This is a genomic window from Salegentibacter chungangensis, from assembly GCF_042678405.1.
Taxonomy (GTDB): domain Bacteria; phylum Bacteroidota; class Bacteroidia; order Flavobacteriales; family Flavobacteriaceae; genus Salegentibacter_A; species Salegentibacter_A chungangensis.
Map to the genome: position 1 here is coordinate 1542538 of NZ_JBHTLI010000001.1, position 20620 is coordinate 1563157.

A 20620-nucleotide genomic window follows, 5' to 3' on the forward strand; every position below is an offset into this window, starting at 1 on the left:
GGTTGTAAAAAGGCAGAAATTTAAGGAATTTTTAAAGAAATAGGGGGAGTATTTTAGAAGTCGTTTTCAACATCCCTAAAATAGTTGACCAATAAAGCTACCACATAGCTATAGCTTTTCATACCATCGGCCTGATTGTTTACTATCAGGAATCTGTTGTAAAAAGCCTGAAACAGAGGTTCTAAGGGGTTTTGGTGCTTAAGCCAGAAATCGTTTACCTCCTGGTAGTTTTTCAGGATCCCCGGATTGATGGTTTCTGTTAATATCTTTGTTTGTTCGGGATCTCTGCGGTAAAGTTCGGCAAGGCAATAGCGAAGTGAAAAGGTGAAGCCGGAGTATCTGAAATACCTGTCGGGATGGTTCATCGTGGTAAGACAGGCGATGAAATTGGCTTCATTTTCCTTAGCGAATCCCAGCTGATGGCCAATTTCGTGGCTTGCCGTCGTAGGAATCTTATAGGGAACGATTATGGTATTTACTTGCGCCTCGTTGGTAAGCGGGTTAAGATAGCCGTTAAATCCCATATAAGTGAGCGGAAGACTGTAAAGCGAGCGTTTTAGGCTGGTGCCCTTGTAAGTGAGTTCGGGGTAATCTTTTTTTATATTGTCATAACCTTCAAGGGTTTTTACAAACAGCTCGTTCTTATCATAAGGGATATCAACTTTTACAGAATCATTCCCGGTGAGCTCGAGGTGAAGCTCATTCGATTTTTTTATCAGTCTTTCGGTGAGCAGTACCAGCTCTTCGGTAGTGTATTCATTTTCAATCTCCAGGGCCTGGTGCAGCGGAAGCCGGTAATAATTGAAGCCCCAAAATAAATGAAAACAGGCATATAGCACCGATAAGACCGCAAGGGCATTAATACCCCAACGAATAGGATTTTTGAATTTCGACCGGCTTCTAAGGAGCACCCACCTGATAAGCATTATAATCAGGAAAGTGTAGAGCAGGTCTCCTAAGGAAAAAGGTAAGATCCCGAGAGAAATACGCATTACCCGGGAAAGGATAGGGTAAAGGCCTTTACTGTAAGCCTCCTCGATGAACAGCGGAAAGCCGGAAATTATCCTGATTAGGATGATCTGAACCGGTAGCAGAAGGGCTAAGATTAGGCTGGCTTTCTTTTTCACGATTCAAAAATACAATTATTTAGGGCGCTTCAAATTTTACAACTTAAGCAATTACCAATACCTTTGTGAATATACCAAATTATAAGACAATGAATGAAGAAATAAGGGCGCTGGAGCCCAAAGCATTATGGAACAATTTTGCCGACCTAAACGCGGTGCCGCGAGCTTCCAAAAAAGAAGAGCGGGTTATTGAATTCATGAAGAACTTCGGGAACCGGTTAAACCTTGAAACATTGGTTGATGATGCGGGGAATGTAGTGATCAGAAAACCGGCTACTCCGGGTATGGAAAACCGAAAAGCCATCGTGATGCAGTCGCATCTGGATATGGTTCACCAGAAAAATAACGATACCGACTTCGATTTCGATAACCAGGGAATCGAAATGTATATAGATGGGGACTGGGTGAGAGCCAAAGGAACCACCCTGGGGGCCGATAACGGTCTTGGTGTGGCAACGATTATGGCTATTCTTGAAAGTGATGAGATCGAGCATCCTGAGCTGGAGGCTCTTTTTACCATAGATGAAGAAACCGGGATGACCGGAGCCAAAGGCCTGGACCCTGAAATCCTGAAAGGGGATATTCTTCTTAACCTTGATACTGAGGAGGACGATGAAATAGGTATTGGTTGTGCCGGGGGAGTAGATCTTACCGCGGTAAGAGATTATGAGGAAGAGCACGTGCCGGAAAACTCTGTAGGGTATACCATAAAAGTAAGGGGCCTTAAAGGTGGTCACTCCGGAATGGATATCATCAAAGGACTCGGAAATGCGAATAAGCTTATTGCCCGTGTGCTTTATGACGCCCACCGTGATTTCGGGTTGAGAGTCTCGAGCCTGAACGGGGGCGGACTTCGTAACGCAATTCCTCGTGAGAGTGAAGCCAAAGTAGTGGTTGGACGTGAGAACACCGAAACCTTCCTTACTGAAACTCTTGTTTGGATACGAGAGATCAAGGAAGAATTCGCAAGTCTTGAGCCTACGCTGGATATAGATATTACTGAAGATGAGGTGCCTAACAAAGTAATGAAGGTAGAAGCTCAGCAGGATCTGATTAAAGCTCTTTCAGCAGCTCATAACGGAGTGTACAGAATGAGTCCTGATATTGAAGGACTGGTTGAAGCCTCAAACAACATCGCTAAGGTGCATATTGAGAACGGGAAAATGGAGATCAAATGTCTTACCAGATCTTCTGTTGAATCTTCCAAAAAAGACCTTGCGCATAGTTTGCAGGCCACATTTGAACTGGCAGGTTTTAAGGTGCAGCTTTCTGGCGAGTACCCGGGCTGGGCACCAAATATGGATTCTGCTATTCTTAGGGTGGTGGATGACCTTTATAAGAAAATGAACAACGAACCGGCCGATGTTGCAGCCTGTCATGCAGGTCTTGAATGTGGTATCATTGGGAACCATTATCCGGAAATGGATATGATCTCTTTTGGGCCAACCATTCGGGGTGCACACTCTCCCGACGAGCGTGCGAGTATATCTTCAGCTAAGAAGTACTGGGATTTTGTAATAGAACTCCTAAAGAATATTCCTGAGAATTAATCAGGAGTCAATTCAAACAAAAAAGCCCCGGATTTTCCGGGGCTTTTTTTATTCTGGAAAGTCAGGAACTATTCTTGAATTCCTGTCATTTCAACTTCAAAAATAAGGTCGGTGTTTGGCGGGATCACTCCGCCGGCACCTCTTTCTCCATAACCTAAATGGCTGGGGATAAAAAGTACAGCCTTATCACCTACCTGCATTTGCTGAATCCCTTCTTTAAAACCAGGGATCATTGGGGCGTCAGGTCCAAATTTAGTGGTCATCGGGCCATAGCCGTTCTGGTCTTTTCTTGTCTGGTTAAAAACGCCCATTTCTCTTGCAAGTTCTTCCCTGCTGGTGTCGAAAAGCGTTCCGTCGGCAAAATATCCGGCATAACTTACGTTCACCATATCCCCATTTTTAGGGGTAGCTCCTTCTCCTTCTTTTTCAAAATAGATACCGAGACCGCTGTCGAGGCTTTCAGCCTTCTCTTTAAGCTCTTCAAAACGATCGGCATTTTTCATCTTAGCTTCTGTTATGCGCTTTTTTGTGGCTTCTTTTTCATCCTGGATCTGCTGAAGTTTATCTTTAAAAACATTTGGTGCATCAAAGCCCTTTGCTTTTTTTCCTTTGCGGATGATCTCAACTTCCTTCATCACTACTTCTTCGCGCGGGCGGTCCATCTGGTCAGTATCTACTTTTCCAATGGCTTCAACCACGTCAAGACCTTTTACAACCTTACCAAAAACGGTGTGTCTTCCGTTTAGGTTTGGGGTAGGGGCAAGAGTGATAAAAAACTGGCTTCCGTTGGTTCCCGGGCCTGCATTGGCCATAGAAAGGATACCTGTGGAATCGTGACGAAGGCTGTCTGTGGTCTCATCGGGGAAACGGTAACCCGGTCCGCCGGAACCTGTTCCGCTCGGGTCTCCTCCCTGGATCACGAAACCATCAATCACACGGTGAAAGATCAGTCCGTCGTAATATTCTTTGTTCTTGTAGGTACTGTCTACCATAGTATTGGTCCCTTCGGCAAGCGATACGAAACTGGCAACGGTAATAGGTGTCTGGTCGTAATAAAGCTCGGTTACAAAAGTTCCCATTGTGGTTTCGAATTCGGCATACATGCCGTCTTCAAGTTCCGGGTACTCTTCGTTACACGACAATAGCGATAACGCAACCGCAAATAATACTAAGATGTTGAATTTTCTCATATGTTAATTATTGGATTCTGAATTAGGTTCTTTTTCTATAGAATGTAAGGTTACCTTGGTGGTAATCGGCACATTGGTGCCTATCTTGTTTTTGTCACCGTAATAGCCATATGCTTTGTAGGAAGGGAATAGGAATGTAACGGTTTCCCCTTCTTTCATTAATTTAATGCCGTCGCGAAGTCCGCTGAAAAGTTTCTCCTTATCTACGGCATATTCCTTTGTGGGCTTTTCTCCTTCGGCGTAAATAGTACGCCCGTCCAGGGTGGAGATCTGGTAATCGAAAACAACTATATCTCCGAATTCGGGTCTTTCGGTATTGGTTGAATCTTCAGATCTTTTATTGTAATAGTAGTAGAAGCCACTGTTGGAAGAGAGGTAGGTATTCGCGGAGTCCTGCTTTATGATCTCTTCGATCTGGGCTTCTTCCTGGGCCAGTAGCTTTTTGTTCCGCGCGACAGATTCATTTATATAAGACCCTGAACTCTGGCTCACCGGGTAGCGTGCTTCCGGCGATTTGCAGGAAACGACCAGGCTTAGGATAAATATGGCTGTTAAAAATCTCATTTTGTTAACTCGTCTTTATATTCCGGTAAAAGCTTATTGAATTTTACCACGGTGTCATTAAGCGAAACTTCGCTACGTCCCCCGGCAGCGTTAATGTGGCCACCACCGTTAAAGTTCTCTCTCGCAAATTTGTTTACCGAGAAGTCTCCTTTAGAACGGAAAGAGATCTTAATGATCCCTTCGGCCTTATGTTCAATAAAGATAGCGGCAAAAATCACGCCCTTCAGGGAAAGTCCGTAATTTACAAAACCTTCGGTATCTCCTTTTTTGAAATTATGGGCATCCAGTTCTTCCTGGGAGAGGGTGATATAAGCTGTGTTGTAAATTTGGTTCACCTTTAAATTCTGAAGAGCAACGCCCATCAGCTGGAGTCTCGATTCAGTATTGGTATCGAAGATATTGTTGTGGATCTCCGAGTTTTTCGCTCCTTTATCAATGAGTTCTGCTGCCACGCGATGTGTAAGGCTGGTGGTAGAACTGAACCTGAAAGATCCCGTATCGGTCATAATTCCTGCATAAAGGCAGGTGGCGATCTCCGGAGTGATATTCTTTGAAGCCCTGAGCTTATCTATAAAATGATACACCATCTGGCTGGTAGAGCTCATTGTGGCATCGCTGTAGGTGTAGTCGGCATAATCGGCGGGTTCCTGGTGGTGGTCTATCATAATGAACACACTTTCTGAAGCCTTAAGCGATTCCTGCATTTGTCCCGACCTGGAAAGATCGTTAAAATCCAGGGTGAAAATGATATCGGCCTCAGTGATAAGTTTGTCGGATTTTTCGACCTCCTTTTCGTAGATGATCACTTCTTCATCCCCGGGCATCCATTTCAGGAATTCAGGATAATCATTAGGAGCTATCACTTTAACGTGATGACCTTTATCTTTAAGAAAGTGCCAGAGACCAAGGCTTGAACCCATTGCATCACCATCGGGGCCTTTATGAGGGACAATTACTATATTTTCTGCCCGCGAAAGCTCAGCGGTGATCTCTAAAATATTCTGTTCAATCATAGATAAGGGTAAAGATACAATATATTAATACTTCGAAAATAAAGGAATCTCTATTTTTGCCTGACAACAAATCAACGAAAAATGAAAATATTATTGAGGCTTTCCATCTTCTTTTTTCTTCTTGCTTCCTGCGGAAGCCAGCAGGAAACTGCTAATGCAGAACTTCAGGATCCCGATTTCACCATCGCTTTCGGGAGTTGTAACAAGCAGGATGAGAAACAGCCGCTTTGGAGGCCAATTTTGAAAAACGAGCCCGATGTATTTGTGTGGGGTGGCGACAATATCTATGCTGATTCGAGGAATATGAAGGAAATTGAGGCCGGGTATAAAGAGCAGAAGAAAAACAAAAATTATCAAAAAATGCTCGCTTCGGTTGAAGTTATGGGCACCTGGGACGATCACGATTACGGGAAGAACGATGGCGGTGCTGCGTGGGAGTATAGGGATGAAAGTCAGCAGCTGTTTCTCGATTTTTTTAATGTACCGGAAGATTCTGAAAGAAGGGACAGAAGAGGTGTTTATGAGGCCCAGACCTTCAAAACCGAAGAGGGCAGCTTAAAGATCATCAGTTTAGATACCCGTTACTTCAGAACGCCATTAAAGAAAAGTGACGATCCAGATAAGAGGTATGAGCCTTCGGAAGGCGATATGCTTGGCGCCGAGCAATGGCAATGGCTGGAGCAGGAGCTTGTGAACAGTGAAGCCGATTTTAATGTGATTATGAGCAGTATCCAGGTGCTTTCAAAAGAACACGGCTTCGAGACCTGGGGTAATTTTCCGGATGAGGTGGAAAAACTAAAAAGCATTATCAGGTATTCCGGAGCAAAAAATGTGATCCTGCTAAGCGGAGACAGGCATATTTCAGAATTTTCAAAAACCGAAGTGGATGGGCTCGGGTATCCTTTGATCGATTTCACCTCCAGCGGTCTTACCCATGTATACGAGGAATTCAGCGGAGAGCCTAACCAGTACAGAGTAGGGAAAGTGGTTAATAAGATCAGCTTTGGTCTTCTTAAATTCGATTTTGACAAAGGTCTGGTGCTGATGGAAATGAGAGGAAAAAAGAACCGCTTGCTTCAGGAATACCGGCAGATATATCCATAAATAAAACATAAAGTTCTACAGGACTTGCTTTTGGAACGGATTTATTTATTTTTGCACAAAATTTAAAAAACACGAAATGGCAGGAAATAGAACTTTCACCATGATTAAGCCCGATGCTGTAGAAGCAGGGAACACCGGTGCAATTTTAGACCAGATTACCGCTTCAGGATTCAGAATTGTGGCGATGAAAATGACTCAAATGACCAAGGCTGATGCCGAGAACTTTTACGCTATCCACAAGGAGCGTCCGTTCTTTGGAGAATTGGTTGAGTTTATGACAAGAGGTCCTATAGTAGCGGCTATTCTTGAAAAAGACAATGCTGTTGAAGACTTCAGAACCCTTATTGGAGCTACTAATCCTGAAGATGCTGCTGAAGGAACCATCAGAAAGAAATATGCTACTTCTGTAGGAGAGAACGCCGTTCACGGAAGTGACAGCGACGAGAATGCAGAAATTGAAGGTGCTTTTCATTTCGCCGGAAGAGAAATGTTCTAAGCATTTTTTTCCATAGAAAACGAAAAAGCCACGCGACGCGTGGCTTTTTTTATGGCTTTTAGCGAAGTACCAGTTTGGTGATAAGTTCCCGCCCCAGTTCTTCGTTCAGCATTTTTACGATCTTTTCTTTCCCGTAGCTCAGTTCTTCCCTTAGTACCGAAGAGCTTAACTGTACATACAACACCGAGCCCTGAAGTTTTATGGCCGTGGTGTATTTTTCTATTGCGGGTCCCATCTGGCTGTTCCAGACATCGCGAACGTTTACCTTGTCAAGACCTTTCTGAAGTTTGTTGTGGTCTACAAACTCCTTGATCACTTCACTTAAACTTAACTCTTCATTATTCCTTCTTTTCATCTTTCGCGATTGTTATAGGACTGAATTTTTTATAACGGTAGATCATCCCGTCCCGGTTAATAATGCTCATCTCGTCTTTTCCTGCTGAAATTACCGTTTCTTTCCAGCTGTCGTAGGGAGTGGTGTAGTAAAGCCTCAGGCTGTCGTCTTCGATCCTGGCTTCAATTTCTTCAGTGCTTTCCGAAGTGGTGTAGGTGCCATCCAGTCTTGGTTTTACTTTTTTTCTAAAACCCTTGCTGTCTTTTATTTCGATATAGTCTACTACAGGATTTACCTTATACTCTTTTACGGAGTCTTCGGAAACTTCAACGCTTTCGATTTCCCAGTATCCCGAGATAAAGTTTAGCTGTTTCTCCGGATCCCTTTGGCTGCAAGAAGTAAGCAGTATAAGGGAGAACAGAATAAGGCTCTTTTTGATCACAGTTTGAATATTTTATAAGATTGGTTACTTTCTTTAACTACCTTTTCGGTCCTGTCGGCATGGGTGTCGCTTATAAAGATCTGCCCCAGTTCATTCGTGGCCACCAGGGCTACTATATGTGCCACCCTCTGCTCGTCAAGCTTGTCGAATATATCATCCAGCAACAGGATGGGGTTTACTTTACTAATTTCCTTAATAAAATCGAATTGAGCCAGTTTTAAGGCTACCAAAAAAGATTTTTGTTGGCCCTGGGATCCGAATTTCTTTATGGGATGGCCTTCTATCTCGAAGCTGAGGTCGTCTTTATGAGTTCCAACGCTGGTATATTGAAGGGCCATGTCTTTTTGCAGGTTTTCTTCAAGTAGTTCGGCAAGTGGCTTTTCAAAAAGCTGGCTTTTATAAGTGATATTGACCGGCTCCCTGTTGTTGGTGATATCACCATAGCGCTTATTGAAGATCGGGATGAATTCAGCTAAAAAAGCCTTTCGTTTTTCGAACAGACTCTGGCCGAGTTCACTCAGCTGCATATTGTAAACTTCAAGCGTATCCCGGTCAAAACTGTTATTGGCGGCAAAATACTTCAGCAGGGAATTCCTTTGCGCCACGATCTTGCCGTACTGGATAAGGTTGTTGAGGTAAACATTGTCGCTTTGGGAGATCACTCCGTCTATGAATTTTCTCCTGGTCTCACTGCCTTCAATGATGAGGTCGCGGTCTGCCGGGGAGATGATCACTGTTGGAATAAAACCAATATGTTCACTGAACTTTTCATAAGGCTTGTTGTTCCTTTTGATCACTTTCTTCTGGCCTCGTTTGGCACTGACAATGATGTGTTCTTCCTTTTTTTTCTTTTCGAAGGTTCCTTCAACTACAAAAAAATCAGACTCGTGGTTAATGTTCTGGCTGGTAATTGGGTTAAAATAGCTTTTTCCGAAAGCCAGGTGATAGATGCTGTCTAATACGTTGGTTTTGCCCACCCCGTTGTGGCCTACGAGACAGTTGATTTTTGAATCGAACTCGAAAGTAGCCGAATCAAGATTCTTGTAATGAAGTAATGAAAGCTGTTTTAAAAACATAAATGGCTGTCTTGCAGCTGTTTTTCGTAGGTTTGAGGTTTTCTCAGAAAGCATTGCGAATGACCCGAAAATATTGAAAAAATACAAATAAATTATCTTTTAATTTTGAATAAATATTATATTTTTGCGACGCATTAAACAGTTTTTATGGCAACGTACAAGAAAAGAGGATATAAACCATCCAATAAAGAAGAACAGCATAAAGTAGCTGAGGAAGAATCAACAACAGCTGAAGTTTTTAACACTCTTGATGAAGGTGCGGGGAGAACCGAAACCTGGGTTGCAGAGAACCAGAATTTGATCTACATCATTGTAGGGGTTGCGGTAGTAGTGGTATTAGGATATCTTGGATATGAACGTTTCATCCAGGAGCCTAATGAAGCTGAGGCAGCCAACGAGATGGCTCAGGCACAAAACTATTTTGATGCAGCGCTTAGATCTACAGGAACGCAAAGCGATTCGTTATATACTTTAGCTCTTAACGGGGGTGAAGGAAAATACGGTTTTGTTGATATCGCTGAGAACTACGGCAGTACCGATGCCGGGAACCTTGCAAAATACAATGCCGGTTTCGCATTCCTTAATACCGGAAAGTACCAGGAAGCAATAGATTACCTTGAAGATTTTGAAAGCGACGACGAAATTCTTGCTGCACTTGCAACAGGAGGTATAGGTGATGCTTTTATGCAGCTTGAGCAACCGGAAGAAGCATTAGATTATTATGTGAAGGCTGCTGAAATGCGTTCAAACTCTTTCACAGCTCCAAAATTCCTTTTGAAAGCGGCTATTACCGCTATCGAATTAGGGGAGGCTGATGATGCTGAAGAATACTTACTTAAAATTGAAAATGAATATCCTGATGCTCCCGAGGCCGAGCAGGTACCTGTGTACCTTGGTCAGGCTCAGGCAATGAATCAATAAATGGCAACCGAAGGTAACAATCTGTCGGATTACGATAAGTCAGCAATCCCAAACGCGGAGAAGTTCCGGTTTGGGATTGTTGTTGCTGAATGGAACGACAAGATCACCGAAGGTCTTTACAAAGGAGCACACGAAGCCCTTGTGGATAACGGGGTGGAAGAATCCAGAATTTTACGGTGGAATGTTCCGGGCAGCTTTGAGCTTGTTTACGGAGCAAAAAAGATGCTGGAGAGCTACGATATGCTTGACGCGGTCATCGTTATAGGAAGTGTGATCAAGGGAGAAACCAAACACTTCGATTTTGTTTGCGAAGGGGTGACCCAGGGGATCAAAGACCTGAACATCCAGTATGACACGCCTGTGATCTTTTGTGTGCTTACCGATAATAATATGCAGCAGGCCATAGACCGAAGCGGAGGTAAACACGGGAATAAAGGAACCGAAGCTGCCATCGCTGCCATCAAAATGGCACAACTTCGCCAGAACGCCGGCTTTTAAGCGGCATTCCTGTCTGAGACTTTTTTAAACTGTATTGAGCTGCCATTTTATTGCTGCGGCATTATTCTTGCGGTTAGTATTTAACGCTCACTTGCTTCGGTTTTTAGAAGCTTTTTGAGTAAATTTGACGTTCCATATAAAGCAGCATATTTTGAGAATCAATTTTTTTAAAGCCAAAAGGAATACCCGCTATAATTACACCCCGCGTTATTATAAGGGAAAAGACACGGGTAATCCTTACGAATTTGATTCCAAATTCCATAAATATAAAGATGCGACAAACTCCATAGATTTCGGTTCGCAATGGGCCACGGCAAGAAAAGACAGCCGTACCCGCGGAAACCGCGAGATCAACAAGCGGGTGCTCTTTATCATCATCATCCTGCTGCTTATTTTCTTATGGATTATCGATTTTGATTTGTCTATCTTCACGAATCCTCGTTAAATGAGTGATGTAATTCAACTTTTACCAGATCACGTAGCTAACCAGATTGCTGCCGGAGAGGTGGTACAGCGTCCTGCTTCGGTTATAAAGGAACTTCTTGAAAATGCCATCGATGCGAAGGCTGAACAGATCCAGGTGGTCATTAAAGACGCCGGGAAAACGCTTGTTCAGGTCGTAGATGATGGGGTGGGGATGAGCCTTACCGATGCCCGGATGAGCTTTGAGCGGCACGCTACCTCCAAGATAAAGGCCGCCGAAGATCTTTTCAGTTTAAAGACGAAAGGCTTCAGGGGAGAGGCACTGGCTTCCATCGCGGCGATCGCCCATGTAGAGCTCAAGACCCGCCCTGAAGATGAGGAGGTGGGCACGAGTATAAAAATAGAAGGCAGTGAGATCATCTCCCAGGATGCCTGTGTTGCTCCAAAAGGCACCTCGATCTCTGTAAAGAACCTTTTTTACAATATTCCGGCCCGCCGGAATTTTTTGAAGTCTGATAATGTGGAAACCCGGCATATCATTGATGAGTTTCAGCGGGTAGCCCTTGCGCATCCGCAAATCAGTTTTTCTTTATTTCATAACGGGAGTGAGCTTTTTCAGCTTCCAAAAACCAATCACAGGCAGCGAATTACCAATATTTTCGGCGGCAAGACCAACGAGAAACTGGTTCCTGTAGAGGAAGATACCGATATCCTGAAGATATCGGGCTTTGTTGGAAAGCCTGAATTTGCCAAGAAAAGCAGAGGAGAGCAGTTCTTCTTTGTGAACGATCGTTATATAAAGAGCCCTTATCTTAATCACGCCGTAAATGCGGCTTTTGAAGGTCTGCTAAAGGAAAAGACCTATCCGAGTTATTTTCTGTTCCTGCAGGTTGATCCCAAGAGTATAGATATCAATATACATCCTACTAAAACAGAGATTAAGTTTGACGATGAGCACGCGCTTTATGCAATGTTGCGCAGTGCCATTAAGCATAGCCTGGGGCAGTTTAACGTTGCTCCTGTGCTTGATTTTGAAAGGGACAGTAATCTGGACACCCCTTATGAGTATAAGAATAAGGAGGTGGAAACCCCGAAAATTGAGGTGGACCAGAATTTTAACCCTTTTCAAAGTGAAACCAACTCATACAGATCTGGTGCCTCTGCGACCTCTAGTTACAAAAAGGAATCGGCGGCCTGGGAAAGCCTGTATTCCGGGATGGATAATGAGCCTGAGGATCAGGGGGATCTGAAACAAATAGAATTCGAGAGCGAAGAGGTAACCGGCAGTCTTTTTCAGAATAAAGAGGAGGAATCCGAAAAATCGACCTTCCAGCTTCATAAAAAATATATAGTTAGTACCCTGAAGAGCGGGATCCTGGTAATAGACCAGCATCGCGCGCATACCCGCATTCTTTACGAGGAGTTGTTAAAGAACATCACCGTGACCGCGGCCGTGAGCCAGCAGTTGCTTTTTCCTTTAAAGCTTCAGTTCAATAAGCACGAGGTGGAAATGATTAAGGAGATCAAAGAATCTCTGGAACAAACCGGCTTTGTTTTTTCTGAACTGGAGGAAGACTCGGTTGAAATTACGGGAATTCCGACACTTATTTCTGAAAGTGAAGTGGGAATGCTTCTTGAGCGCCTGCTTTCAGATATGGAGCACAATATTCCCGATAATGGTTTCTCGCAGACCGACCTGCTGGCAAAATCGCTTGCAAACGGAATGGCGGTGAAATCGGGTACACTTTTGAACAATACAGAACAGCAACATATCGTTAACCGATTGTTTGCTTGTAAAGAACCAAGCTTGAGTCCGTCCAACAGATCGGTTTTCGTGACGCTTACGGTAGACGAACTCGACAAAAAATTTATGTAAATGGGAAGAATTACCGAGACCGTAAAGGTCCTTTTGGTTATTAATATCATCTTTTTTGTAGGCAGCCAGTTTTTAGGCGATTACGCCTATCAGCTTTTTTCCCTTTGGTTCTTTGAGAACGAAAATTTTCAGGCCTGGCAGGTCGTGACGCATATGTTTATGCACGGCGGCTTTATGCATATCCTGTTCAACATGTATGCACTGTGGGCTTTTGGTAGCCCTATAGAGCAAATGCTGGGGCAAAAGCGATTTCTTTTCTTCTATTTTTCAGCAGGACTAGGAGCCGCCGTGTTGCACAGCCTGGTAAATTTTTACACCTATGAATCGGGGATAAATGAGCTGCTGAATGCCGGGATGAGTATGAACGGGATCCAGGAACTCCTGCAAACAGGCCAGTACAATACAGCTATTCTTAATTCGGTTTCAAGGGATACCTTGCAGGATCTGTATATGAGCTTTAATACCCCTGCAGTTGGGGCTTCAGGAGCTATTTATGGAATTCTTGTCGCTTTTGGGATGATGTTCCCGAATGTTGAGCTATTTTTACTATTCGTACCTGTACCCGTAAAAGCTAAATATTTCATTCCGGGACTTATTCTTCTGGATCTGTTCTCGGGAGTGACCGGATATTCTATATTTGGAGGAGGTATTGCCCATTTTGCACACGTGGGAGGAGCTCTGTTTGGATTTATAATGATGTGGTACTGGAAGCGAAACCAGTTTAACCGATGGAATTAAATGAAGGCATCAGATAAAATAAGGTATAAGTTTCAAACCGCGACAGTGGTGGAGAAGCTCATTGGGATCAATGTGTTGGTATTTCTATTGTTCTTTCTCATAAGAACTATCGCCTTTTTGTTTCAGCTGCCTTCCGATTTTCTTTTACAATGGTTCGTTTTTCCTAAAGAACCCGGAGAATTTATTTTCAAACCCTGGTCCATAATAACCTATTCTTTTCTCCACAGCGGAATCTGGCATATTCTTTCTAATATGCTGATCCTGTATTTTTCGGGGAATTATTTCCTGACTTATTTTTCAGCTAAACGCCTGCTCAATTACTATTTTCTTGGTGCTATAGTAGGGGCTTTGGTCTATATGCTTAGCTATAACCTGTTTCCGGCATTCCAGGGAACGGGGAGATCCTATCTTCTTGGGGCTTCAGCAGGGGTTATGGCGGTTCTTGTTGGTATCGCCACCCAGATCCCTCATATGAGGGTACGGCTGGCCCTGATAGGGAGCCTTAAGTTCTGGTGGATCGCCGCATTTTTTGTTGCCCTGGATGTGATCCAGATCCCAATTAGCAATCCCGGAGGCCACCTGGCTCACCTGGGAGGTGCCATTCTTGGATATGCCTACACGACCCAGCTTCAAAAAGGGAACGATATAGGCGCCTGGTTCGGGGACCTGATGGATGGTTTTGTAGCTCTTTTTAAACCCACTGAAAAAAAGGCGAAAATGAAGACCGTTTACAGGAAGACCGGTAAAACAAAATCTTCTGGCAGTTCTTCTGTGAAAATGGACAAGGATGAAAAGCAGAAAAGGGTAGATGCCATTCTTGATAAAATAAGCAAAAGCGGTTATGATAGTCTGAGCAAAGCCGAAAAGGATTTTCTCTTTCAGGCCGGAAAAGATGATTAGATGAAGAAGCTGAATTTATTCGATAAATTTGTTTTTATTCTCAATTCTCTGGCAGCCGTCGCATTGCTGCTTTCATATTTACTGCCATTTGTACCTCCAAAAACATTTCCGTTGCTCTCTGTACTCAGCCTTGGTGTGCCGGTGCTTATCATCCTGAATGCAGTGTTCGGGCTTTACTGGCTAATTAAGCTTAAAAGACAGGTCTTGCTTTCTGTTCTGGTTTTGCTTCTGGGGTTTAACTATGTAACTTCGCTTTATAAGTTCTCCGATGCACGGGAAAGCCTTGGGGCTGCTGATGAATTGTCTGTAATGAGCTATAATGTGAGGATGTTCAATGCCTATGAGTGGAGTGATGACAAGGCTATTCCGTCTAAGATCACCGCTCTTATTAAGGAAAAGCAGCCCGATGTGCTGTGTGTGCAGGAATATTATGTAAGTGCCACCCAGCTTGCCGAGTATTATCCCTACAGTTATATCAAGCTGAAGGATGAAGGTTCGGAATTCGGCTCGGCTATATTCTCAAAGTTTCCGATCGTTGAAAAGTATTCTGTGAATTTCCCGCACGATGGAAATAACAATGCTATTTATGCCGATATTGTAAGGGAGAAAGATACGATCAGGGTTTTTAATGTTCATTTCCAGTCATTGAACATAAAGCCTCAGATAGACGAACTGCAAAAGGAAGACTCGAAGAAATTGCTGGGGCGTATTGGCCAGGGCTTCGGGATGCAGCAGGAACAGGCAAAAATGATGATGGAAGAAGTAAATGCAAGCCCTTACCGGACACTTGTAATTGGGGATTTTAATAATACAGCCTTCTCCTATATTTTTGATCAGGTTACCGAAGGAGATCAGTTTAACGATGCCTTTCTTGAAGCCGGCACCGGCTTCGGGCAAACCTTTAACCTTAATTACTTTCCTTTACGAATAGATTTTCTTCTGATAGACAAGAAGATCGATGTGAATTCCTATAAACGCTTTAAGGTAGATTACTCCGATCATTACCCGATAATGGCCAAACTTGGCTTATAATCCCGGAAATTCCTGGCTTTCCAAATAATCTAAAGTTGCAGGCCCCTGGTTAAACAGCAGGTCCAGAATACTCAGGTTAGAGATAAACCCGTGCTTGGGTTGGAATACCTGGGTATATTCCGAATTTTGATAATGATCTGCCTTGGCATTTACCAGCTTCCGGAGATCTGTGATACCTTCAGGCTTCAGGATAAATTCAGATGTTCTGCTTTCCTCTTTTTCAAGCTGCAGGGCATCTTTTATAAAATCATAGCAGGCATAGTTAAAATCCATTAAAAACCGGTATGACTTATGGTAGATTGGATGGAGTTCATCTTCATAGAACTCGAAAAAAGGAGAAGTCTGGTAAGAGGCTTTTAAGGCTCTCCAATGTTGCGTTTGCCAGTCGAATTCATTTTCGATCTGCACCTCCTTATATTTCTGGTGTTCTTTTTTACCTAATCCTAAGGCTGCCCTGTGCTTGATGGGAATATTCAGCAATAACTTCCCGTTGGAATCGTAGATGTACATCCGGTTCCTGTAGGTTTGCTTTTGGTAGTTGTCTTCATTTTCAAAGACTACTTCTTCGGCTTTTGAAAGGGCTACAAATTGAGAAACCGGCCCGAAATAAGCCGGATGCATCAGGATCTTCTCCATAGCTGGTTAAGCGTTTTTTCGGCGTTTTCTGAAATAATTAAAGGCGAAAATAATCACCAAAAGAATGAGGAAATAAGGCAGGTAAGATACAGGCTGGGCATCACCTTTAACAGTAGTGAACATTCTTTCCCATCTTATCTTATCAAATCCGCTGGCATTTGGGTCCAGGCTCATCCAGATGAACACTGGCTTTCCTACAATATGGTTTTCCGGTACGTAACCCCAATAGCGGCTGTCTTCACTGTTATGACGGTTATCTCCCATCATCCAGTAGTAATTCTGTTTGAACGTATAGGACTCAACAGGCAGTCCATTCAGAAGTACCTGCGTGCCACTAAGGCTCAGTTCGTTTTCCACTCCCATCTCACTGCCTTCATAGGTCTCAATGATCCTGCGGTAAAACGGCATACTTTCAGGAGTAAGTTTTACTGTTTCTCCTTCCTTCGGAATATGAACAGGGCCAAAATTATCGTTATTCCAAGGCATTTTTCCGGTGTTGGGAAAAATGGATTTACTGGTTCTTGTCGAGGTGTCTATAACCCTTTCTATGGATGCCACATTAGGATGGCTTTTCAGCTTCTTCAGGTTTTCCTCGCTTAAAGCCGGAATAAAAAAGGTGTTGTCTTCCTGCCTGTAGCCAAACCCGTCGGTGATTCCGTAGCGTTCAACTAAAAACCTTGGATTAAACCCCTGGCCTTTTGTCTTTCCTCGGTAAGAAAACTGAGGTTTCGCTCTGCCGGGGAGTACAAGAGGCTCATTGTTAACGTGAATTTTTCCATTAATGATCTGGAGAGAATCACCTGGCATTCCAACCGCACGCTTTACATAATTCGATTTTTTGTCTATGGGTTTAAAGTAATACTTCCCGTCTCCATATTGGTGGAAAGCATTCACTGTATCTACGGGCCAGTTGAAAACCACAATATCATTGCGCTCTACCTCCTCAAAGCCCGGTAATCTCATATAAGGGATCTGCGGCTTGTTGAGATAGGATTTTACCCCAAAAAACGGAATGGTATCGTGAACCATTGGAAAGGCTACAGCCGTCTCAGGCAGCCTGGCACCGTAATGGAATTTGCTTACAAAAAGATAATCTCCTACCAAAAGTGTTTTTTCCAGGGAGGAAGTAGGAATGGTAAAAGGCTGCATAAAGTAGGTGTGGACAATTGTAGCCGCAATCACCGCAAAAAGTATAGAATTCACCCACTCTCCGGTTGAGGTTCTCGGTTTTAAGGACCGGTCTTCAATATACTTAACATCTGTCGCGTAATTGATGTAATAAGTATAGAAGCCAAGAGTTACAAGAACCAGGAAAGTATCTGTAGAAGAATTTCTTCCGAAGCTCCTTATGGTTTCCACCCAGATAACCGGAAACATTACCAGGTTTACAATGGGTATAAAAAGCAGAATCACCCACCACCAGGGGCGGTTGATGATCTTCATAAGGAGTACTGCATTGTAAACAGGGATGGCCGCTTCCCAGGCTTTTCTACCGGCTTTAATGTATAATCTCCAGGTTCCTAAAAAGTGAATTAACTGAACCAGAAAAAAGAACAGAAACCATTGTGTAAATGTCATAATTTTATGCTTTGTACTGTATGAGTATTAGAAAGCTTTGTTTTGTTACTCTTCAGATGAATTTAAAATACCTGAAAGGGCATCTTTCATTGTAAAAACACCCTTTTTATCCTTAAGCCATTCGGCTGCGATCACAGCTCCCTTGGCAAATCCCTTTCTGGAATGTGCGGTGTGCATTATCTCAATATCGTCTATAGACGATTTATAAGAAACCGTATGTGTCCCGTGTACATCATCTATACGTTTGGCATAGATAGGGATCTCGTTTTTTTCGGGGTGGTCTAGCTGCCAGTCTTTTAATCTCGGGTTTTTGGCAATAATTTGCTGGGCGAGTGTAATTGCGGTTCCGCTTGGCGCATCCAGCTTTTTTGTGTGATGTATCTCCTCAATCTCTACCGAATATTCATCCAGGGATTTCATCATTGAGGCAAGTTTTTCATTCAGTTCAAAAAATACGTTTACTCCAATGCTGAAATTGGAGGCATAGATAAACCCGCAATTCCCCTGTTCTTTGCAGAGGTTTACCGCTTTTTCGTAATCGTTCAGCCAGCCTGTGGTTCCGCTTACCACCGGGATATTGTGCTTGAAACAGGTGGTGATATTCTTAAATGCCGCCTTGGGTACGCTAAAATCTATGGCAACATCAATTTCAGATTTATCCAGGTCGTAAGTATCTATGTCTTCAGATATTTTTAATACGATCTTGTGGCCTCTCTCAGTTGCAATCTCTTCAATCGCTCGCCCCATTCTTCCATAACCTAAAAGTGCAATTTTCATCTTCAGTCTTTTAATGCGTTGTTCTAAAATTTAAACTCGGTATTAGTACCGATTGCCCCAAACTGTCTAAAAACTATAATTTAAAGAAAGTCCGTATCTCGTCTTTCCGGCTAACCTGTCGTAATCCATTCTGGGTTTTAAGGACAGGTTTTCATTTACGTTAAACTGCTGTAAATGTGCATCTACGTTAGCATCAACGATGTTCAGAATATAAATTCCCGCGGTTACCAGCAAAGAGATCTCTTTGTTTCTTTGATAGAATTCCTGTGCCCTTATCAATCCGTCATCGGTAATCCTGCCCTGGAATTCATCCGGTTTTCCGGCCAATCTTGCCTTGTAAGCATCGCGGTAACGGTCGTATTCCTTGTCATTGTTAATGTAGAAATAAATACCCACTCCAAGACCGGCGTAGGCAATAGGGATTTTCCAGTACCTCCCGTTATAGGCCTGGCCAAGCCCGGGTAAGATGGCCGAATAGAATGCGGCTTTTGCCGGGGCCAGTGGATTATATGGTTTGTAATCTCTTTCTTTTGCAATGCTGTCCCGGGATACTTCTGTAGCCGTCGTGAGAGAATCTTCCTGACCGAAACAAGCAACAGAAATGAACAGGAACAAGCCTGTAAAGAAAAAAGATTTAATCTTCACCTTGAATTAGTTTTTTGATCCTGTTGAAATCTTCTTCTGAAGAAAAGGGGATAGTAAGCTTTCCGCTTCCTTTTTTGGAAACTTTTACATCTACTTTAGCTCCAAGGTATTCTGAAAATTCCTTGACCCCTTTTTTATATGTCTTAGGAACTGCCTGTTTTTTCTTCACGGGTTTTGAATCTTTCTCCCCATTCTGAAGCTCCCTTACCAGTTGCTCGGTTTCACGAACTGAAAGGGATTTCTGAAGTATCTTCTCGTAGATCTCAAGTTGCTGTCCCTGGTCATCTACGTTAATAAGTGCACGCCCGTGGCCCATACTCAGGAAGCCGTCCCGCATTCCTGTTTGAATGATCGGGTCCAGCTTAAGCAGTCTTAGGTAGTTTGCGATTGTGGAACGATTTTTCCCGACCCTGTCACTCAGTTGTTCCTGGGTAAGGCTGATCTCGTCTATAAGCCGTTGGTAGGAAAGTGAGATCTCTATAGGGTCCAGGTCCTGGCGCTGGATGTTTTCCACCAATGCCATTTCCAGAGATTCCTGGTCGTTGGCGATCCTGATGTAAGCGGGAATGGTTTCCAGGCCTACCAGTTTTGATGCGCGAAAACGGCGCTCTCCGGATACCAGTTGATATTTATTGAAGTCCAGCTTCCTTACGGTAATAGGCTGGATCACTCCTAATTCTTTTATGGATGAAGCTAATTCTTTAAGCGAATCTTCATTGAAACTCGTCCTTGGCTGGAAAGGATTCACTTCAATAGCCTCAAGGTCCAGCTCAACAATGTGACCTACCAGTTTATCGGCATTCTTATCTTCCGCAGATTGTATATCATTCTGCGGATCCTTCAGCAATGCTGAAAGTCCGCGTCCTAAAGCTTGTTTTTTGGTAGCCTTCGCCATCTTCTAAGAATTTTTCTTTATAATTTCATGTGCCAGACTCAAATAATTGCTGGCTCCTTTACTGGAAGCATCGTAATTGATGATGCTTTCACCATAACTCGGGGCTTCACTTAAACGTACATTTCGCTGGATGATTGTATCGAAGACCATTTCATCAAAATGCTTCTGAACCTCTTCCACCACCTGGTTGGAAAGCCTCAACCTGGAGTCGTACATCGTAAGCAGCAAGCCTTCGATATCGAGTTTCTGGTTGTGGATCTTCTGTACGCTTTTTATCGTGTTCAGAAGTTTACCCAAACCTTCAAGCGCGAAATATTCACACTGGATTGGGATGATCACTGAATCTGAAGCCGTAAGGGCGTTCAGGGTCAGCAGCCCGAGAGAAGGGGCACAGTCAATCAGGATATAATCATATTTATCTTTTAAAGGAAGCACTGCTTTCTGAAGCATATGCTCCCGCGATTCCTGATCTACAAGTTCAATCTCTATCGCAACCAGATCTATATGCGCCGGGATTATGTCCAGGTTAGGGGAGCTGGTTTCCATTATAGCCTCTTCGGGTTTAACCGAATGTTCCAGTAATTGATATGTTCCCAGTTCTACTTCTTCAACATCAATCCCAAGGCCTGAAGTGGCATTGGCCTGAGGGTCGGCATCAATCAAAAGCACCTTTTTTTCAAGTACACCCAGTGAAGCTGCAAGGTTTACAGAAGTAGTTGTTTTTCCAACACCTCCCTTTTGATTGGCAATAGCAATGATTTTACCCATTAAATGTCTGTGATTTTTGAAAGGTAAAAATACAATT

At 43.3% G+C, this 20620-nt stretch carries 23 protein-coding genes; 10 read left to right on the forward strand and 13 right to left on the reverse strand.

What is annotated here, in order from left to right:
- Positions 1-53: 53 nt before the first annotated feature.
- Positions 54-1127: a DUF3810 domain-containing protein gene (locus tag ACFQ3Q_RS06980; RefSeq protein ID WP_380744261.1), complete on the reverse strand. Its 1074-nt coding sequence runs from the start codon at positions 1125-1127 to the stop codon at positions 54-56.
- Positions 1128-1216: 89 nt separating this feature from the next.
- Between ACFQ3Q_RS06980 and ACFQ3Q_RS06985 the strand changes: the two genes are divergently transcribed.
- Positions 1217-2677 carry an aminoacyl-histidine dipeptidase gene (locus ACFQ3Q_RS06985; RefSeq protein WP_380744263.1) on the forward strand — a complete coding sequence of 487 codons (1461 nt, stop codon included), beginning with the start codon at positions 1217-1219 and terminating at the stop codon, positions 2675-2677.
- A gap of 68 nt (positions 2678-2745) precedes the next feature.
- Here ACFQ3Q_RS06985 and ACFQ3Q_RS06990 read toward each other — a convergent pair whose 3' ends face one another.
- From ACFQ3Q_RS06990 to ACFQ3Q_RS07000, 3 genes are read right to left on the reverse strand one after another with little or no spacing between them, the layout of a single operon-like run.
- Entirely contained in the window at positions 2746-3867 is a 1122-nt protein-coding gene (locus ACFQ3Q_RS06990) for a peptidylprolyl isomerase (protein ID WP_380744265.1), read from the reverse strand.
- A gap of 3 nt (positions 3868-3870) precedes the next feature.
- A complete protein-coding gene (gldI, locus tag ACFQ3Q_RS06995; protein ID WP_380744267.1) occupies positions 3871-4431 on the reverse strand; it encodes a gliding motility-associated peptidyl-prolyl isomerase GldI in 561 nt (186 codons plus the stop codon).
- Positions 4428-5444: a DHH family phosphoesterase gene (locus ACFQ3Q_RS07000; protein WP_380744268.1), complete on the reverse strand. Its 1017-nt coding sequence runs from the start codon at positions 5442-5444 to the stop codon at positions 4428-4430. The genes gldI and ACFQ3Q_RS07000 overlap by 4 nt, the downstream gene beginning before the upstream one ends.
- 81 nt (positions 5445-5525) lie before the next feature.
- Between ACFQ3Q_RS07000 and ACFQ3Q_RS07005 the strand changes: the two genes are divergently transcribed.
- Both ACFQ3Q_RS07005 and ACFQ3Q_RS07010 read left to right on the forward strand, forming a co-directional pair.
- Positions 5526-6548 carry an alkaline phosphatase D family protein gene (locus ACFQ3Q_RS07005; protein WP_380744270.1) on the forward strand — a complete coding sequence of 341 codons (1023 nt, stop codon included), beginning with the start codon at positions 5526-5528 and terminating at the stop codon, positions 6546-6548.
- Positions 6549-6624: 76 nt separating this feature from the next.
- Positions 6625-7044 (forward strand): nucleoside-diphosphate kinase, encoded by a 420-nt coding sequence (locus ACFQ3Q_RS07010; RefSeq protein WP_380744272.1) that lies wholly within the window; start codon positions 6625-6627, stop codon positions 7042-7044.
- 58 nt (positions 7045-7102) lie between these two features.
- Here the strand turns inward: ACFQ3Q_RS07010 and ACFQ3Q_RS07015 are convergent, their stop codons facing one another.
- From ACFQ3Q_RS07015 to recF, 3 genes are read right to left on the reverse strand one after another with little or no spacing between them, the layout of a single operon-like run.
- The gene (locus ACFQ3Q_RS07015; RefSeq protein WP_380744274.1) at positions 7103-7399 is read right to left on the reverse strand and encodes a DUF721 domain-containing protein; all 297 of its coding nucleotides are present in this window, start codon (positions 7397-7399) and stop codon (positions 7103-7105) included.
- A complete protein-coding gene (locus tag ACFQ3Q_RS07020) occupies positions 7383-7820 on the reverse strand; it encodes a lipocalin family protein (protein WP_380744275.1) in 438 nt (145 codons plus the stop codon). Before ACFQ3Q_RS07020 ends, ACFQ3Q_RS07015 begins: the two co-directional genes overlap by 17 nt.
- Entirely contained in the window at positions 7817-8896 is a 1080-nt protein-coding gene (recF, locus tag ACFQ3Q_RS07025; protein ID WP_380744277.1) for a DNA replication/repair protein RecF, read from the reverse strand. The genes ACFQ3Q_RS07020 and recF overlap by 4 nt, the downstream gene beginning before the upstream one ends.
- Positions 8897-9043: 147 nt before the next feature.
- Here recF and ACFQ3Q_RS07030 point away from each other — a divergent pair, with 147 nt between their 5' ends.
- The 7 genes from ACFQ3Q_RS07030 to ACFQ3Q_RS07060 all read left to right on the forward strand — a co-directional run bounded on the left by ACFQ3Q_RS07030 (position 9044) and on the right by ACFQ3Q_RS07060 (position 15284).
- Complete coding sequence (locus ACFQ3Q_RS07030; protein WP_380744279.1) at positions 9044-9817, forward strand: tetratricopeptide repeat protein; 774 nt, start codon at positions 9044-9046, stop codon at positions 9815-9817.
- Positions 9818-10315: a 6,7-dimethyl-8-ribityllumazine synthase gene (ribH, locus tag ACFQ3Q_RS07035; RefSeq protein WP_380744281.1), complete on the forward strand. Its 498-nt coding sequence runs from the start codon at positions 9818-9820 to the stop codon at positions 10313-10315. It abuts the gene before it with no gap.
- Between the two features lie 151 nt (positions 10316-10466).
- Positions 10467-10760, forward strand: a complete 294-nt coding sequence (locus ACFQ3Q_RS07040; RefSeq protein WP_380744282.1) for a hypothetical protein — start codon at positions 10467-10469, stop codon at positions 10758-10760.
- Positions 10761-12614 carry a DNA mismatch repair endonuclease MutL gene (mutL, locus tag ACFQ3Q_RS07045; protein WP_380744284.1) on the forward strand — a complete coding sequence of 618 codons (1854 nt, stop codon included), beginning with the start codon at positions 10761-10763 and terminating at the stop codon, positions 12612-12614.
- Positions 12615-13352 carry a rhomboid family intramembrane serine protease gene (locus ACFQ3Q_RS07050; protein ID WP_380744286.1) on the forward strand — a complete coding sequence of 246 codons (738 nt, stop codon included), beginning with the start codon at positions 12615-12617 and terminating at the stop codon, positions 13350-13352.
- Positions 13353-14252 carry a rhomboid family intramembrane serine protease gene (locus ACFQ3Q_RS07055; RefSeq protein WP_380744288.1) on the forward strand — a complete coding sequence of 300 codons (900 nt, stop codon included), beginning with the start codon at positions 13353-13355 and terminating at the stop codon, positions 14250-14252.
- Entirely contained in the window at positions 14253-15284 is a 1032-nt protein-coding gene (locus ACFQ3Q_RS07060) for an endonuclease/exonuclease/phosphatase family protein (protein ID WP_380744290.1), read from the forward strand.
- Here the strand turns inward: ACFQ3Q_RS07060 and ACFQ3Q_RS07065 are convergent.
- The 6 genes from ACFQ3Q_RS07065 to ACFQ3Q_RS07090 all read right to left on the reverse strand — a co-directional run bounded on the left by ACFQ3Q_RS07065 (position 15279) and on the right by ACFQ3Q_RS07090 (position 20583).
- On the reverse strand, positions 15279-15920 hold the full coding sequence (locus ACFQ3Q_RS07065; protein ID WP_380744292.1) for a WbqC family protein: 642 nt from the start codon (positions 15918-15920) through the stop codon (positions 15279-15281). The genes ACFQ3Q_RS07060 and ACFQ3Q_RS07065 overlap by 6 nt on opposite strands.
- A gap of 6 nt (positions 15921-15926) precedes the next feature.
- Positions 15927-17498 carry a signal peptidase I gene (gene lepB, locus ACFQ3Q_RS07070; RefSeq protein WP_380744294.1) on the reverse strand — a complete coding sequence of 524 codons (1572 nt, stop codon included), beginning with the start codon at positions 17496-17498 and terminating at the stop codon, positions 15927-15929.
- A 45-nt stretch (positions 17499-17543) separates the two neighbouring features.
- Entirely contained in the window at positions 17544-18275 is a 732-nt protein-coding gene (dapB, locus tag ACFQ3Q_RS07075) for a 4-hydroxy-tetrahydrodipicolinate reductase (protein ID WP_380744296.1), read from the reverse strand.
- A 66-nt stretch (positions 18276-18341) separates the two neighbouring features.
- On the reverse strand, positions 18342-18920 hold the full coding sequence (locus ACFQ3Q_RS07080; protein ID WP_380744298.1) for a DUF5683 domain-containing protein: 579 nt from the start codon (positions 18918-18920) through the stop codon (positions 18342-18344).
- A complete protein-coding gene (locus ACFQ3Q_RS07085) occupies positions 18910-19815 on the reverse strand; it encodes a ParB/RepB/Spo0J family partition protein (protein WP_380744299.1) in 906 nt (301 codons plus the stop codon). Before ACFQ3Q_RS07085 ends, ACFQ3Q_RS07080 begins: the two co-directional genes overlap by 11 nt.
- Before the next feature lie 3 nt (positions 19816-19818).
- On the reverse strand, positions 19819-20583 hold the full coding sequence (locus tag ACFQ3Q_RS07090) for a ParA family protein (RefSeq protein ID WP_380744301.1): 765 nt from the start codon (positions 20581-20583) through the stop codon (positions 19819-19821).
- Positions 20584-20620 lie beyond the last annotated feature (37 nt).

Excerpts from the sequence above, each read along its gene's own strand:
- ACFQ3Q_RS06985 (WP_380744263.1), top strand. The coding sequence starts at position 1,217 with ATGAATGAAGAAATAAGGGCGCTGGAGCCCAAAGCATTATGGAACAAT.
- ACFQ3Q_RS06990 (WP_380744265.1), bottom strand. The coding sequence starts at position 3,867 with ATGAGAAAATTCAACATCTTAGTATTATTTGCGGTTGCGTTATCGCTA.
- gldI (WP_380744267.1), bottom strand. The coding sequence starts at position 4,431 with ATGAGATTTTTAACAGCCATATTTATCCTAAGCCTGGTCGTTTCCTGC.
- ACFQ3Q_RS07000 (WP_380744268.1), bottom strand. The coding sequence starts at position 5,444 with ATGATTGAACAGAATATTTTAGAGATCACCGCTGAGCTTTCGCGGGCA.
- ACFQ3Q_RS07005 (WP_380744270.1), top strand. The coding sequence starts at position 5,526 with ATGAAAATATTATTGAGGCTTTCCATCTTCTTTTTTCTTCTTGCTTCC.
- ACFQ3Q_RS07010 (WP_380744272.1), top strand. The coding sequence starts at position 6,625 with ATGGCAGGAAATAGAACTTTCACCATGATTAAGCCCGATGCTGTAGAA.
- ACFQ3Q_RS07015 (WP_380744274.1), bottom strand. The coding sequence starts at position 7,399 with ATGAAAAGAAGGAATAATGAAGAGTTAAGTTTAAGTGAAGTGATCAAG.
- recF (WP_380744277.1), bottom strand. The coding sequence starts at position 8,896 with ATGTTTTTAAAACAGCTTTCATTACTTCATTACAAGAATCTTGATTCG.
- ACFQ3Q_RS07030 (WP_380744279.1), top strand. The coding sequence starts at position 9,044 with ATGGCAACGTACAAGAAAAGAGGATATAAACCATCCAATAAAGAAGAA.
- ribH (WP_380744281.1), top strand. The coding sequence starts at position 9,818 with ATGGCAACCGAAGGTAACAATCTGTCGGATTACGATAAGTCAGCAATC.
- mutL (WP_380744284.1), top strand. The coding sequence starts at position 10,761 with ATGAGTGATGTAATTCAACTTTTACCAGATCACGTAGCTAACCAGATT.
- ACFQ3Q_RS07050 (WP_380744286.1), top strand. The coding sequence starts at position 12,615 with ATGGGAAGAATTACCGAGACCGTAAAGGTCCTTTTGGTTATTAATATC.
- ACFQ3Q_RS07055 (WP_380744288.1), top strand. The coding sequence starts at position 13,353 with ATGAAGGCATCAGATAAAATAAGGTATAAGTTTCAAACCGCGACAGTG.
- ACFQ3Q_RS07060 (WP_380744290.1), top strand. The coding sequence starts at position 14,253 with ATGAAGAAGCTGAATTTATTCGATAAATTTGTTTTTATTCTCAATTCT.
- ACFQ3Q_RS07065 (WP_380744292.1), bottom strand. The coding sequence starts at position 15,920 with ATGGAGAAGATCCTGATGCATCCGGCTTATTTCGGGCCGGTTTCTCAA.
- lepB (WP_380744294.1), bottom strand. The coding sequence starts at position 17,498 with ATGACATTTACACAATGGTTTCTGTTCTTTTTTCTGGTTCAGTTAATT.
- dapB (WP_380744296.1), bottom strand. The coding sequence starts at position 18,275 with ATGAAAATTGCACTTTTAGGTTATGGAAGAATGGGGCGAGCGATTGAA.
- ACFQ3Q_RS07085 (WP_380744299.1), bottom strand. The coding sequence starts at position 19,815 with ATGGCGAAGGCTACCAAAAAACAAGCTTTAGGACGCGGACTTTCAGCA.
- ACFQ3Q_RS07090 (WP_380744301.1), bottom strand. The coding sequence starts at position 20,583 with ATGGGTAAAATCATTGCTATTGCCAATCAAAAGGGAGGTGTTGGAAAA.